The 13,126-nt window shown below is 52.9% G+C and carries 14 protein-coding genes; 12 read left to right on the forward strand and 2 right to left on the reverse strand.

Translation table 11 applies throughout. The features are described from left to right. The first annotated feature begins 193 nt into the window (after positions 1–193). Together PsW64_RS20020 and PsW64_RS20025 are read left to right on the forward strand one after the other, a co-directional pair. Positions 194–1,036, forward strand: coding sequence for a transporter substrate-binding domain-containing protein (locus tag PsW64_RS20020; protein ID WP_063287950.1), 843 nt, complete (start codon positions 194–196; stop codon positions 1,034–1,036). 13 nt (positions 1,037–1,049) lie between these two features. Then, on the forward strand, positions 1,050–2,006 hold the full coding sequence (locus tag PsW64_RS20025) for an amino acid ABC transporter permease (RefSeq protein ID WP_063304714.1): 957 nt from the start codon (positions 1,050–1,052) through the stop codon (positions 2,004–2,006). A gap of 20 nt (positions 2,007–2,026) precedes the next feature. On the opposite strand, the gene PsW64_RS20030 is transcribed toward PsW64_RS20025, so the two are convergent. Continuing rightward, the gene (locus tag PsW64_RS20030) at positions 2,027–2,692 is read right to left on the reverse strand and encodes a hypothetical protein (RefSeq protein ID WP_063304715.1); all 666 of its coding nucleotides are present in this window, start codon (positions 2,690–2,692) and stop codon (positions 2,027–2,029) included. Between the two features lie 25 nt (positions 2,693–2,717). Next, a complete protein-coding gene (locus tag PsW64_RS20035; protein WP_063304716.1) occupies positions 2,718–4,298 on the reverse strand; it encodes a multicopper oxidase family protein in 1,581 nt (526 codons plus the stop codon). A 493-nt stretch (positions 4,299–4,791) separates the two neighbouring features. Here PsW64_RS20035 and PsW64_RS20040 point away from each other — a divergent pair, with 493 nt between their 5' ends. From PsW64_RS20040 to PsW64_RS20085, 10 genes are read left to right on the forward strand one after another with little or no spacing between them, the layout of a single operon-like run. Then, a complete protein-coding gene (locus PsW64_RS20040) occupies positions 4,792–5,055 on the forward strand; it encodes a hypothetical protein (protein ID WP_153039712.1) in 264 nt (87 codons plus the stop codon). A 10-nt stretch (positions 5,056–5,065) separates the two neighbouring features. Next, complete coding sequence (gene cobA, locus PsW64_RS20045) at positions 5,066–5,869, forward strand: uroporphyrinogen-III C-methyltransferase (protein WP_057463311.1); 804 nt, start codon at positions 5,066–5,068, stop codon at positions 5,867–5,869. Beyond that, positions 5,862–6,233, forward strand: coding sequence for a c-type cytochrome (locus tag PsW64_RS20050; protein ID WP_063287955.1), 372 nt, complete (start codon positions 5,862–5,864; stop codon positions 6,231–6,233). Before cobA ends, PsW64_RS20050 begins: the two co-directional genes overlap by 8 nt. Continuing rightward, the gene (locus PsW64_RS20055; protein ID WP_063296037.1) at positions 6,230–7,411 is read left to right on the forward strand and encodes a cytochrome D1 domain-containing protein; all 1,182 of its coding nucleotides are present in this window, start codon (positions 6,230–6,232) and stop codon (positions 7,409–7,411) included. Before PsW64_RS20050 ends, PsW64_RS20055 begins: the two co-directional genes overlap by 4 nt. Before the next feature lie 55 nt (positions 7,412–7,466). Continuing rightward, positions 7,467–8,465: a siroheme decarboxylase subunit beta gene (gene ahbB, locus PsW64_RS20060; RefSeq protein WP_063304717.1), complete on the forward strand. Its 999-nt coding sequence runs from the start codon at positions 7,467–7,469 to the stop codon at positions 8,463–8,465. After that, on the forward strand, positions 8,462–8,950 hold the full coding sequence (locus PsW64_RS27665) for an AsnC family transcriptional regulator (protein ID WP_063304718.1): 489 nt from the start codon (positions 8,462–8,464) through the stop codon (positions 8,948–8,950). Before ahbB (PsW64_RS20060) ends, PsW64_RS27665 begins: the two co-directional genes overlap by 4 nt. Further along, positions 8,947–9,522 (forward strand): siroheme decarboxylase subunit beta, encoded by a 576-nt coding sequence (ahbB, locus tag PsW64_RS27670; protein ID WP_057463307.1) that lies wholly within the window; start codon positions 8,947–8,949, stop codon positions 9,520–9,522. Before PsW64_RS27665 ends, ahbB (PsW64_RS27670) begins: the two co-directional genes overlap by 4 nt. Further along, a complete protein-coding gene (nirJ, locus tag PsW64_RS20075) occupies positions 9,458–10,672 on the forward strand; it encodes a heme d1 biosynthesis radical SAM protein NirJ (protein WP_063292899.1) in 1,215 nt (404 codons plus the stop codon). The genes ahbB (PsW64_RS27670) and nirJ overlap by 65 nt, the downstream gene beginning before the upstream one ends. Then, positions 10,647–12,248 carry a nitrite reductase gene (locus PsW64_RS20080; RefSeq protein WP_244277312.1) on the forward strand — a complete coding sequence of 534 codons (1,602 nt, stop codon included), beginning with the start codon at positions 10,647–10,649 and terminating at the stop codon, positions 12,246–12,248. Before nirJ ends, PsW64_RS20080 begins: the two co-directional genes overlap by 26 nt. Beyond that, complete coding sequence (locus PsW64_RS20085; protein WP_082831168.1) at positions 12,205–13,095, forward strand: CbiX/SirB N-terminal domain-containing protein; 891 nt, start codon at positions 12,205–12,207, stop codon at positions 13,093–13,095. Before PsW64_RS20080 ends, PsW64_RS20085 begins: the two co-directional genes overlap by 44 nt. Positions 13,096–13,126 lie beyond the last annotated feature (31 nt).

The raw sequence follows: 13,126 nt of genomic DNA on the forward strand, positions 1-13,126 counted from the left end.
TGTGCGATGACTATTATGAGTCATCGCACATACTATCTAATAAATGGGCAATCAGAAGAATAAATAGATTAGTCCTATAGATTTCACTCAGTGAAGCTGAAATGTATTCATATATGAATAAATGAGAATCTCTTGTTTACCTTGGTTCTGTTGCCTAGGATCACCCGGATAATATTATTATTTGGAGGGGTAAATGAATATTATTAAATCAATCGCGAGTATTGGCTCGGTTGTCAGCGTGTCTTTGCTGGCCTTATCTCAACCCGCACTTTCCGGCGAAGTGATGGACCGCGTCATGGAGAGCAAGGTGATCCGTGTCGCGACCAACTCCGGATATCCGCCAGCTTCATTCCTGAATGCTAATGGTGTGTTTGAAGGTTATGACATTGATGTTTCAAAGGAAGTTGCCAAACGTATGGGCGCAAAGGCAGAGTTTCTGAACCCGGCTTGGGAGGCCATTACATCCGGCAAGTGGGGCGGACGCTGGGAGATGTCCATTGGCTCTATGACGCCTACACCCGCTCGTGCGAAAGTGCTCGATTTTCCAGCGGTTTACTATTACACACCGGCTGCGTTTTACGTACATAAAGACGCGTCTTATGAGACGATTTCGGAGCTGAATGGCAAGCGCATCGGGGCCAGCACTGGTTCAACCTTCGAGTACTATCTTCAGCACGAGTTGGAGCTGGACACTGCTTATTCTCCTGCGATCGAGTTCGCCGTGACACCGGGTGAAGTTCGCACCTATGAGGCTGACAGCAACGTTCTGGATGACCTGCGTTTGGGAGATGGCAAACGTCTGGATGCTGGTATCACTTCGGTCCCGACCATTTTGGAAGCGATCAAGGCGAACTATCCGATCCGTATTCTGGGAGAAGCGGTGTTCTTTGAGCCTTTGGCCGTTGTGACGTCTCGTGATGACCCTGAATTCTCTCAGAAAGTCGGCGAAATCATTGAGGAAATGCGGTCTGACGGCACCTTGGTTGAGCTTTCCCAAAAGTGGTTTGGGACTGACCTTGTATCCACGACGCACTAGTGCGGTTGGTCCTATGACACTGCTCGTGAACCTGTTTAGCCATGCGCCATCCCGGCGCCTGGTTTTCTTCGCGGTACTGGCAGCGTTGCTCATGGCGTTTGATCTGAGCAGCGTTGGGCAATACCTGACGACCCTTCTGAACCTTGATGTGGCCCCTGATACCGCTTCCGTGCTGGCCGCATTCGCGATTTCTGCCGTGATCACAGCAGACGTAGTGTTCGTCTCCAAATTGCCAATGAAGGTGCAAGTGCCGATCTACTGGGCGCAGCTTCTGGCGCTGTTTCTGGGGTTCTTCTACTCATTTGACCTGTCGTTTCCGTTCATTATCGAGCGGTTGCCGATCCTGCTTTACAAGGGGCTGTTCTACACGCTCTTTGTCTCGTTTGCGTCCATCATTTGCGCCAGCTTGCTGGCATTTGCTGGCGCACTTGCCCGTCTGTCCAACTCAGGTCCAGCCTATGCGGCCTCAACGTTCTACGTCTCGTTTTTTCGCGGTACGCCGTTGTTGTTGCAGGTTTATCTGATTTATCTGGGCTTGCCGCAACTTGGCATTACGCTGGATGCAATCCCGTCAGGTATTCTGGCTTTGTCGCTCAGTTACGGGGCTTATATGACGGAGATTTTCCGAGGTGGCATACAGGCGGTTCCACGGCAACAGTCAGAAGCCGCCGCGGCTCTGGGCTTGCAGCCCTGGCAGCTCATGTGGAAGGTGGTTTTGCCTCAGGCAATCCGCATCATCATTCCGCCAACGGGCAACAACTTCATCTCTATGCTTAAGGACAGCTCGCTGGTGTCTGCCATGGGCATTATGGAACTCATGTATCTGGCACGGACGCTTGGGCGCTCCGAGTTCAAACACTTTGAGATGTTGATCAGCGCCGCGCTCATCTACTGGGCGGTGAGTTTTGTCTTTGAGATGATACAGGCACAGCTGGAGAAGCGGTATTCCGCGCCGCAGAAGGTTGGGTAAGCAAAAGGAAAGAGGGCCACTCAGGCCTTCTTTCTGTCGCGAAGCAAGTCATGACACTTGAGAGCGCAGTAATAGCCGATGGTGAAGAAGATGCTCATGGCAAGGACTTGTAGATAGAACCGGTCAAACGTGTTCCGGTGCAGTATCAGGTTGAGTGCATGGCCTACGTAAACGCCAAACATCATCATGGAAATTGCGAAGATGTGTATTAAGGTTTTTGCGCTTTTGGAAGCCGGATGCCCTTTGCAGTGATCCGCGAAAAAGCAGGTTACAATACAAGCGCCCACCATGATGAGGGTCATCCAGTTCAGATAAACAGCAGCCAGTGTCAGGCTGTTCATCTGTTGCATTGCCAGGTTCTGATCAATGAACAGGTCGATCTGGTGGCCCAAAATCATACCGAACCCGCCATAAACAAACCCGCTCCAGAAATACGTGAAGAGGTAGCTGGGCATACCTGCATTTTGCAGGCTGACCATTCCTGCAAAGAATATGGCGAGAATGAAAGCAACTTCAAATACATGAAGGGTGTCGGGCCGCGTGATCATCGCTACCACAGCCAGCTGAAGCACGAGCATCACTCCATAACCAATAGGATTGGTAAGCAGAAAATGGCTCAGAGAAAAGCTGCGCATTCGTTTTGGCTTCCGCTCGTTGTTAGGGCTGATGCCGTGTACCTCAGTCATGTGAACCCGATGTTGTCTCAATCCGTTATTGGTTGTTGTTCCAGTCGTCTTTTTCTTTCAGATCTCTGACAACTTTCACGTGCTGCATCATGCCGCCATCCTCGTGGTAGAGCAGGTGGCAGTGCAAAGGATACTTGCCGACGAAGTCCTTGAACCGCATGCGAAATTTCACATGTCCATGAGGCGGAACCTGAATGGTGTCTGCCCAGAATGGAAGCTCCAGCGTGTAATCCAAGGGGTCTTCGCCCTGAATCTCAAAGACATACATGGGGTTCACATGGATATGGATGGGATGCGGAAACTCGCTTTCGTTTTCCAGCGTCCATTCTTCCACGGCGTCCAGTTCAACCCAATGATTGACCACCTCACAGCCGCCAAACTGGCCGTGGTCGATGGTGACGTTCACCCCGCGGTAGTACTTGTCGGGATTGTCCAGCGTATTAGCCTGGAAGGTCAGCGTGCGTTTGTTCGTTACTTCTTCTGGGCCAATTGGTTCCAGCAGTCCGCCACGCAGGCTTTCCGGGAAAGGCGGTGGAGTGGTGCGCTCAGCCGTTTCGCTCGGCATGTAGATCGCTGCGCCGATCTCTTCGCCGCGCTCCACCTCAATGGCAAAGAGTGGCGGGTTGTTGTGGTACTTGTAATGCGGAATAAACTGGTATTCGACCGAGTCATTTTGCACGTAATAAAACGCGCCGGGCGTGGCTGCCTCGCTGATTTTCAGCAGGATAGACGCGCGGTTCGCAGGGGCAAGGCTGATGCCCCCCTGTCTGCGGTAGTTGTCAGTGGGGTTGCCGTCATACCCGTAGATAAACATCTGCCCGAAGAACGGGCATTCGAAGTTGATCGACGAGCGTGTGGTCGCGTTCAATAGGCGCAGATTGATCAGCTCTCCCGGCTTTACCTTGATGATCGGGCAATACTGGCTGTTGACCGTGATGTTGTATTCACTGTTGGGGAACTTGGCGACCTGCTTCTGGTCCTCCACCTTGCCCTCAGCGTTGACGGCAATGTTCTGGAACACCATGCAGTATTCCTTCACACCCATCTCTTTGAGCTGATCATCAAACGCGCCACGCACGATAATCATACCAGCCATGCCGCTGCCAACCTGCAAGGCTACGGACCCGTGCTTGTGCGGGTGATACCAGTAGACCCCCGGAGGGTGATCCGCCGGAATATCGTACTCGTAGTCATAGGCTTCGCCGGGGCGAATGGTCATGCAGACGTTGTCTCCGGGAGACTCCGGCGTCACGTGCAGGCCGTGTGTATGGATGTTGTAGTTGTTGAACCCGTAAGGGAAGTTGATGTCATCCGGCTCGGTCTGGTCCTGCTCCGGCAACTTGTTGTGTGTGTGGATCTGCAGCTTTGAACCCGGCCTGACCTCAATGGTTGGGCCAGTCAGAGTGTTTCCAGCCTCTTTGGTAAGATCGCTTGTGAAGACCCGGGTGTAGGTTGGGACGTTGTGAGGCTTTTCAAAGCTGAAAACATTGTTGGTGTCGTATTCAACATCCAGAGTGATTTCCAGATGCTTTTTTTCAGGATCCATTACGTAAGCTGGCGGGTTTTTGATAGGGCTCAGGAAGGAAAAGGGTTTCGCCTCACTCATGTAGCGGTTCCTCACGTCGGCAGCACTCAACTGCTTGTTGGTTTTGATTTCAACCTACTGAGGATGGGGGAGTGGTGGAAACGTTGCTTGGCAACGGGGTTAAGGTTCCGTTAGGTAAAAAGGTCGGTTCCAATCTGACCTTGCGTTTTTTCCCTAAACGCGCACTCCGTGCAGCTCTGGTCGGGTGCCAACTTGCCGTTGCCGGGAAGTAAATGCCTGAAACGGAATCTCTTTCTCCAATTTAGAACGATTATTTATTGTGGGAAGTCTACGTATTTTTTGCCTTCGCGTGACCTATGTCAATTTAGCTGGGATATCACCACATGCGGTTGCATTTCTGTGAAATTTCTACACACATCAACCCATTGAAATATATGCGAATAATAGCCTTTCATGAGGCGCTCACAATAACTTGACGATGGTCAATGTAAGAAGCTCGAGGGCAAGCTTACATAACGATGCCGGGTAAGGTTCGTTTCTATTGGAGTTTATGGTGTCGTTTAAATCAATTCTCCGTTTTTTGGCCAGTATCGCGCAGGAATGCGCAGTCAGTGCCGTGGCTGTAAGCGCTCGTAAGAAGCCAGCAGCATTTGATGACAACACTCTTAATTATGAAGGTGCCATCAAAGACGAACCCCTGATTGCTCCTTGGGGCAAGTTCTATGTCTCTAACACCTTAAAAGACATCGGTTCGGCAACACTCCAGATCACCAGAGGGGCGCGGATTGCCCCTCTATTTTCGCCAGTTTCGATTTGAGGAATGAGTTATGAGAGGCATTGGTAAGGTCAGTCTGATTGGCGCAGGACCGGGTGATCCGGATCTCCTGACAGTGAAAGCTCTGAAGCGCATTCAGGACGCTGAAGTCGTTGTTTACGATCGTCTGGTCTCTCAGGAAATTATGGATCTGGTTCCGCCTAAGACAGCTCTTTATCCTGTCGGGAAGAAGCCGAAGAGCCATCCTATTCCTCAGGAAGAAATCAACCAGTTACTCGTTGATCTCGCCAAAGAAGGTAAGCGTGTTGTGCGCCTTAAAGGTGGGGATCCGTTTATTTTTGGCCGCGGCAGTGAAGAAGCTGCTGAACTGGTCATTGCCGGCGTCGACTATGAAGTCGTGCCAGGCATCACAGCTGCGCAAGGCTGTGCCTCAAGCCTAAACCTGCCACTCACGCATCGCGGCCTTGCAACGGGGCTAAGATACGTAACCGGGCATTGCCAGAAAGATGTACCCCTCGATCTGGATTGGGCCAGCCTTGCGGACCCTAACACCACCCTCGTGATCTACATGGGCCTTGCCGCCATCGCCGAGATTTCTACCAAGCTGGTAGAGCACGGCATGCCTGCAGATATGCCTGCTGTTGCGATCTCGAAGGGCACCACATCGGAAGAGCAGAAAGTGTTCGGCACACTCACCACAATCGGTGAGCAGGCCAAGGCAGCTAAATTACCAGCGCCGACACTGTTCATGATTGGTGATGTTGTGGGTCTGAAAGACTCTCTGGAGCTGCCGTCCTTCTCCGGCAGTGAGGCAAAATGGGGCGATAGACCTCATCTGGAGGTTATCAATGGCTAAGACAGAGCGGAGTGCGCAAAACCCGCTGCGTTCTTTTCTGAAGGCTGGGGTGCTGGCGCTTCCGTTGCTGACTGGAGCGCCCCTTGGGGCTCTTGCCGACGAAGAGGCCCTCAAGATCATTGATCGCGAAAAGCTGATAGATTTCGTGCAGCAGGACTGCGGGTCCTGCCACGGTCTGACACTTGAGGGCGGTCTTGGAGGGCCAATCCTTCCAGAAAATCTGGAGCATATGGACTCTGATGTCATTCAGGAAGTGATCCTTGGCGGATTGCCGGGAACGGCAATGCCACCATGGCGCGGCTTCCTCACCGAAACTGAAGCGGCCTTCATTGCGGAAGGTCTTAAAACAGGAGCATTCAAGTGAAGACGTTTTTTGCTGCCGCAGCCTTAGGTGCGGGTCTTTTATTTGCTTCTGCAGCCAGTTCTGAAGACCTGCGCGCCACGGGCGATCTGGGTCTGATTATCGAACGAGCCACAGGAACAGCCCTGATTGTCGAAAGCACAGACCGTACTGTGCTGGCTCAGGTAGAGGGTTTGGGCAACCTCTCACACGCCTCTGTCGTTTACTCGCGAGACGAGCGCTACGCCTATGTGTTTGGCCGCGATGGTGGCCTGTCCAAAGTGGATATGCTTACTGGCAAGCTTGTTGGCCGCGTTATGCAGGCTGGCAACTCCATCGGCGGCGCCATTTCTGATGATGGCAAGCTGATTGCAGTCGCCAACTACAAGCCGGGCGGCGTGAATGTATTTGACGCGGAAACTCTGGAGCTGGTCTCCGAAGTGCCTGCGATTTACGACGAAGTTGGCAACCAGTCCAAAACGATTGGACTTGTGGATCTGCCCGGTCGCCGCTTTGCTTTCTCCCTTTGGGATGGTGAGCAAACATGGATTTTGGACTATTCCAAGAGCCTGAAGCCTGAGATTACCAAACTCGAAGACATCGGCGTCTTCCCATACGACGCGCTGGTCACGGGCGATGGCCGCCACTATATCGTTGGTTTGTTTGGTGAAGACGGTCTTGCCCATGTTGACCTTTGGAAAGAGCCGTTGACGGTTGAGCGCATCATGGATGGTTACGGTAAGGGTGAAGAGCCACTTCCGGTCTACAAGATGCCGCATCTGGAAGGTTGGGCGAAAGCCAACGGCATGTACGCATTGCCAGCCATAGGTCGCCACGAAGTGCTGTTCATGGATGAGCGTGACTTCACCGAAGTCGATCGCGTGAAGGTACATGGTCAGCCGGTGTTTGCCATGGCGCGTCCTGATGGTCGTCAGATCTGGGTGAACTTTGCGCCTCCACACAACGATACCATTCAGGTGATCGATATTTTGGAACGCAAGATCATCAAAACGATGAAGCCGGGACCGGGCGTGTTGCATATGGAGTTCACTCCGCGCGGCAACGAAGTCTGGATGTCCGTTCGTGACAAGAACGAAATTCATGTCTACGACACAACGGATTTCTCCCTGAAAGAGGTTCTGCCAGCAGAAAAACCAAGCGGCATCTTCTTTACTTCACGTGCACACCAGCTGGGGCTTTAGGTCCCGGCTTTCCCAGGGCGGCACTGGCCGCCCGAGCGATTGGGGAGTTTGCGATATGAGCGCACAGCTGAGTGATATTGATCTCGTGTTGGTGGACAAGTGGCAGCATAATTTTCCGCTTGTCCCTAAGCCATTCAATCTCATAGCCCGGGAAACCGGAGTGGACGCTTTAGACGCGATCAGCAGTTACGAACGGCTGGTCGCTAATGGCGTCATTTCGCGCATTGGCGCGGTATTGGCTCCAAACACAGTGAGCGCGAGTTGTCTGGCCGCAGTGTCAGCGCCTCCACACTTTGTGGAAACGGCAGCGCAGCTCATCAACGATGAACCGGGGGTCAACCACAACTACCTGCGTGAGAATGATCTCAACATCTGGTTTGTGGTTGTTGAACGGGATCGGGCGACGTTAGAGGCCACGCTCGCCCGTATTGAGCAGAACACCAATCTGGTCGTTCATGCTTTTCGGATGGAAAAGGCTTTCCATCTGGATCTGGGGTTTTCTTTGACAGAGCAGCGGCTGGAAAAGAAGACCCCCGTACTCCCGCCGGTCGATATGTCGGTTCTGGAGTCCGGTGACATCAATCTGCTGGAAAAGCTTTCTGATGGCATTCCTCTCTCGGACCGCCCATTCTTACGCATTGCGCTGAAGCTGGGGCGCTCGGAAACCTCCGTGCTTGAACGGCTGAAGGTGCTGCAGGATGCTGGCATCATTCGCCGGTTTGGTGTGGTCGTGCGGCATAGGTCCATCGGTTACAAGGCGAATGCGATGACGGTCTGGAATGTTCGTGATGAGCATATTGATGACGTTGGCGCCATATTCTCTGCTGACCCGATGGTGAGCCTTTGCTACCAGCGCAACAGAGAGATGCCGCTTTGGCCGTACAACCTGTACACCATGACCCACGCGAACAGCCGTGAAGAGGCGCTGGAGGTCATCAACCGGCTTTCCACCACGGCCACGCAGCATGTGATGAGCAGCGACGTGCTGTTCTCCACCAAGTGCTTCAAACAGCGTGGTGCCCGTCTGTCTCGCAGTGTTGGAGTAAGTGCATGAGCACAGATATCGCCCACCTGAATGAACCTGCCAAGGTTCATCTGGATGATCTGGACCGCAAGCTGATCAATCGATTGCAGGATGGTTTGCCAGTTGTCTCCAAGCCGTATGCAGCGGTTGCAGCGGAACTGGGCATTGCGGAAGACTTGCTACTTGAACGCCTGCAATGGCTGCTTAAGACGCGCATCCTCACCCGCTTCGGGCCTATGTTCGACATTGCTCAAATGGGCGGGGCCTTCTGTCTGTGCGCTATGGCTGTGCCGGAAGAACGTTATGACGAGGTGACCGAACAGGTGAACTCGTTGGAAGAGGTGGCGCACAACTATGCCCGTGATCACGAGCTGAACATGTGGTTCGTGCTTGCCACGGAAACCCCTGACGAAATTGAGAGTTGCGGGAAACGCATTGAAGAGCTGACCGGAATCCCGGTCCGGCTGTTCCCGAAAGAGCGCGAGTTTTTCATTGAGTTTAAGGTTCCAGTATGAGCACGCATAGTATCGAAGAATTCTCCGAATTTGACCGTGCTCTGGTGGCTGCGCTGCAAGAAGGTTTGCCGCTAGTTTCCGAGCCATATGCGCAGATTGCCCATCAGCTTGGCGTGAGCGAAGAACTGGTGCTGGAACGCGTTGCTTCCATGAAAGAAAACGGTGCAATTCGTCGTATTGCGGCTGTGCCAAATCATCGCGCCCTTGGCATGCGCGCCAACGGCATGTCCGTCTGGAATATCGTTGATGAGGACGTTGAACGCATTGGACAAATGATGGGTTCTCTGGACTTTGTGTCCCACTGCTATCAGCGCCCAAGATGGCTACCCACATGGCCGTATAATGTCTTTGCCATGGTGCATGGAAAGACTCGCGAAGAGTGTCTGACTTTAGTCAAGGAAATAGAGGCGCTCATAGGGACATCATGCAATGGAAATGATGTCCTGTTTTCGACAAAAACCCTGAAAAAAACAGGACTTAGACTTCGTCGCAGAGGGGAGAGCCCGCGTGTTTCGTCTGACCCATTATCTCAAAGCTCTAGCGGATCCGTATCCACTTCCACCAGCGCGTAAACCTGCTGGTCCGGTTGTTATCTGGAACTTGATCCGCCGTTGTAATTTGAAGTGCAAGCACTGTTATACAACCTCAGGCGATGTAGATTTTCCCGGCGAGCTTTCAACCAAGCAGGCCTATGAGGTTATTGATGACCTGAAGGGCTTCCGCGTCCCGGTTATCATCTTCTCTGGTGGTGAACCGCTGATGCGCCCGGATATGCTGGAGCTGTCGGCCCACGCCAAGCAGCTTGGCTTCTATACCGCCTTGTCCACCAACGGCACGCTTATCGACAAAGATATGGCGCGTAAGATTGGTGAGATCGGTTACGACTATGTCGGCATCTCACTGGATGGCATTGGCAAGGTGCATGATGACTTCCGCGGCATGGATGGCGCGTTTGACCTGTCCTTGCAGGCTGTGCGTTACCTGCGCGAGGAAAACGTGAAAGTTGGCCTGCGCTTTACATTGACAGAAGACAACGCCGATACGCTCGATGACTATCTGGACCTGTGCGCTCGCGAGAAAGTAGACAAAATCTACCTGTCTCACCTTGTGTATGCAGGCCGCGGCAATAAGAACCGTGGTGAAGATGCGCACCTGAACGTGACCCGTAAAGCCATGACCCACCTGATTGAAAAGGCGTGGGAAGATGTGCTGGCTGGCAAATCCAACGAATACGTGACCGGCAACAACGATGCGGATGGCATCTACCTGTTGCAGTGGGTGCGTGAGAATATGCCGGAAAAAGCTGGTTATCTGGAAGATATGCTGGAGCGCTGGGGTGGCAACGCCTCTGGTGTAAACATCGGCAACATCGATAACACCGGCAAAGTGCATCCGGATAGCTTTTGGTGGCACTACACGATCGGCAACGTGAAAGAGCGCAAGTTCTCCGAGATTTGGCAGGATGTGTCCGATCCGGTCATGGCTGGTTTGAAGCAGACCCCGCGCCAGATCAAAGGTCGCTGCGGATCTTGCCAATACTTCAACATTTGTAATGGCAACACGCGCGTGCGTGCGCTGCAGCTGACGGGCGACCCTTGGGCGGAAGATCCATCCTGTTACCTGACGGATGAAGAGATCGGCCTTGGGGATGCGAACCACCAGCGCGTTGAAACAACACCATTCCGGGGAGCTCGTCATGAAGCCAAACACGTTTATGCCTAAACTCGCCGGAGTTTTGCTGGCAACCTGCATGTTGGCAGGCGCTGCGGAAGCACGCGGTAAAAAGCTGGAGCTTTATCCAGTCTCTGACGCCACAAATGGCACCTATCAGGAGCTTTGTGCGGAGTGTCATGGTGGCGACCGCTTAGGTGGCATCGGCCCTGCGCTCATTCCGGAAAGCCTGAAGCGTCTGCGCGTAAGTGCTGCGACGTCGACCATCAAGGATGGTCGTGTCCACACCCAGATGCCAGCTTTCGGGGATCAGCTCAACGATCAGCAGGTTGCTGATCTGGTGAACCTGGTAAAGACCCCATTGGGCGCGATGCCGGTGTGGGGTGAAGAGGAAATCAACGCGACCCGCGTGTTTAACGAGGACTACAAGCCCGTTGAAAAGCCGGTCTATGAATCCGATCCACTGAACCTGTTTGTGGTTGTGGAGACTGGTGATCACTACGCCACCGTCATGGATGGTGATACGTTTGAACCGCTCACCCGCTTCAAAACCCAGTTTGCACTGCATGGCGGCCCTAAGTTTACACCGGACGGACACTACGTGTTCTTCATGTCCCGTGATGGCTGGATCACCAAGTACGATATGTGGGCGCTGAAAGTGGTTGGCGAAGTGCGCGGCGGCATCAATGCCCGCAACATCGCGATTTCCCGCGATGGCAAGCACATCGCACTGGCAAACTACCTGCCACATTCTCTGGTGATGTTGTCTGCTGAGGATCTCACCGTTGAGAAGATCTTTGATGCAGAGTCTTTGGGCGGCGAAACCACACGTGTTTCTGCTGTTTATCAAGCACCAGAACGTGACAGCTTCGTTGTTGCCATGAAGGATGTGCCTGAAGTCTGGGAAGTGGCGACCAATCCAAAGGCAGAGCCTGAGTTTGATGCCTATGTCGATGCTGAGAACTACGGCAAGGATGGTGCGAAACCAACATCTGAAGGTTTGTTCGCCCTGCGCCGTATTCAGGTTGATGCGCCGATGGACGATTTCTTCTTCGACCAGTCCTACAAACACCTGATGGGATCGTCTCGTGACGGTAAGAGCGGTGTTGTGGTGGACATGGATGAAGGCGCGACCATTGCCAAAATCGATCTACCCGGCTTCCCGCATCTAGGCTCCGGCATCAGCTGGGAGTGGCAGGGGAAACCAGTGATGGTGACGCCGCATCTGAGCGAGAGCAAGATTTCTGTGATCGACATGTCCAACTGGTCCGTATTGAAGACACTTGATACGGCGGGTCCCGGCTTCTTCATGCGATCTCACGAAAACTCCAAGTACGCTTGGGCGGACGTGTTCTTTGGTCCAAACAAGGACCAGATGTACGTGATCGATAAAGAAACGCTTGAGATCGTAAAGACGCTGAAACCGCTGCCGGGTAAAACCGCTGCTCATATCGAGTTTGACCGCGATGGTAGCCACGCCATTCTCTCTATCTGGGAAAATGACGGCATGATCATCATTTACGATGCGAAAACGCTTGAAGAAGTGAAGCGCATTCCAATGAGTAAGCCATCTGGAAAGTACAATGTCTGGAACAAGATCACCTTCTCCGCTGGTACGAGCCACTAGCGATCTGGCACTTGTTCTTGCTGCTCATGGAGATCTGGGCGGCAAGGGCGCCGACAATACACCAGGCCACGTTCGCCTGAAAAATGCTCTGGCGCCCTTACTGCCCGAACTGGATGTGGTGAGTGGGGTGATGAAAGGAACCCCGCCGCTACAGGAAGTAGTCGAAAGCCTCCCGCACGAGCGCGTGCTTGTGCTTCCTCTCCTCTTAAGTAACGGCTACTTCTGCAAAACAGTCCTGCCTCGCCGATTGGGGCTGGACCCAAACCTGCAACAACAGAAAGAAGGTGCATGGCAAAATCTGAACCGAGACGGGCAGTATATCAAGCTGTTACCCCCGCTTGGTGTATTGCCCTTCCTACCTGATCTGGTTTCACAGAGTATTCAAAGTACTCTGGCGCCAAACAGCAAAAGCACGTTGTTAAAGCCGGAACTCGACCGGGAAGTGCTGATCGTTGCCCATGGCTCGACAGTCGGACCGGAATCACGGCTTTGCGCGCTTCAACTCAAAGAGCATCTGGAAAATCGTTACGATTACAAGCAACTTCGCGTGGCATTCCTCTCCGAGGAACCCTTTGTCGAAAAGGCTGTCCTGACACTTTCCGAAGATGCAATCGTTGTTCCGTTGTTTGCCAGTGGAGGCTTACACGGCCAGGAAGATATCTCCAAAATTATGGAGAGCGCTCCTGCGGGATGTAAACTTGCACCGGTAATTGGCTGTGAGCATGCTCTTGCGCAGCACTTGGTCAGCTATCTGCAAGAAATTAGCTTAACTCGTGGCTTCGCCAACCAAAGAGTTTCAGTGCTACGAGATTTGCCCACACAGCCTACAAGGGCTGCTCTGAGATAATTCTGATTTTTGAGTGAGAAGTTCAGGCACT

This window comes from Pseudovibrio sp. W64 (assembly GCF_001623145.1).
Taxonomy (GTDB): domain Bacteria; phylum Pseudomonadota; class Alphaproteobacteria; order Rhizobiales; family Stappiaceae; genus Pseudovibrio.

Coding starts and splice junctions, on each gene's coding strand:
- PsW64_RS20020 (WP_063287950.1), top strand. CDS start 194: ATGAATATTATTAAATCAATCGCGAGTATTGGCTCGGTTGTCAGCGTG.
- PsW64_RS20025 (WP_063304714.1), top strand. CDS start 1,050: ATGACACTGCTCGTGAACCTGTTTAGCCATGCGCCATCCCGGCGCCTG.
- PsW64_RS20030 (WP_063304715.1), bottom strand. CDS start 2,692: ATGACTGAGGTACACGGCATCAGCCCTAACAACGAGCGGAAGCCAAAA.
- PsW64_RS20035 (WP_063304716.1), bottom strand. CDS start 4,298: ATGAGTGAGGCGAAACCCTTTTCCTTCCTGAGCCCTATCAAAAACCCG.
- cobA (WP_057463311.1), top strand. CDS start 5,066: ATGAGAGGCATTGGTAAGGTCAGTCTGATTGGCGCAGGACCGGGTGAT.
- PsW64_RS20050 (WP_063287955.1), top strand. CDS start 5,862: ATGGCTAAGACAGAGCGGAGTGCGCAAAACCCGCTGCGTTCTTTTCTG.
- ahbB (WP_063304717.1), top strand. CDS start 7,467: ATGAGCGCACAGCTGAGTGATATTGATCTCGTGTTGGTGGACAAGTGG.
- PsW64_RS27665 (WP_063304718.1), top strand. CDS start 8,462: ATGAGCACAGATATCGCCCACCTGAATGAACCTGCCAAGGTTCATCTG.
- ahbB (WP_057463307.1), top strand. CDS start 8,947: ATGAGCACGCATAGTATCGAAGAATTCTCCGAATTTGACCGTGCTCTG.
- PsW64_RS20080 (WP_244277312.1), top strand. CDS start 10,647: ATGAAGCCAAACACGTTTATGCCTAAACTCGCCGGAGTTTTGCTGGCA.
- PsW64_RS20085 (WP_082831168.1), top strand. CDS start 12,205: ATGTCTGGAACAAGATCACCTTCTCCGCTGGTACGAGCCACTAGCGAT.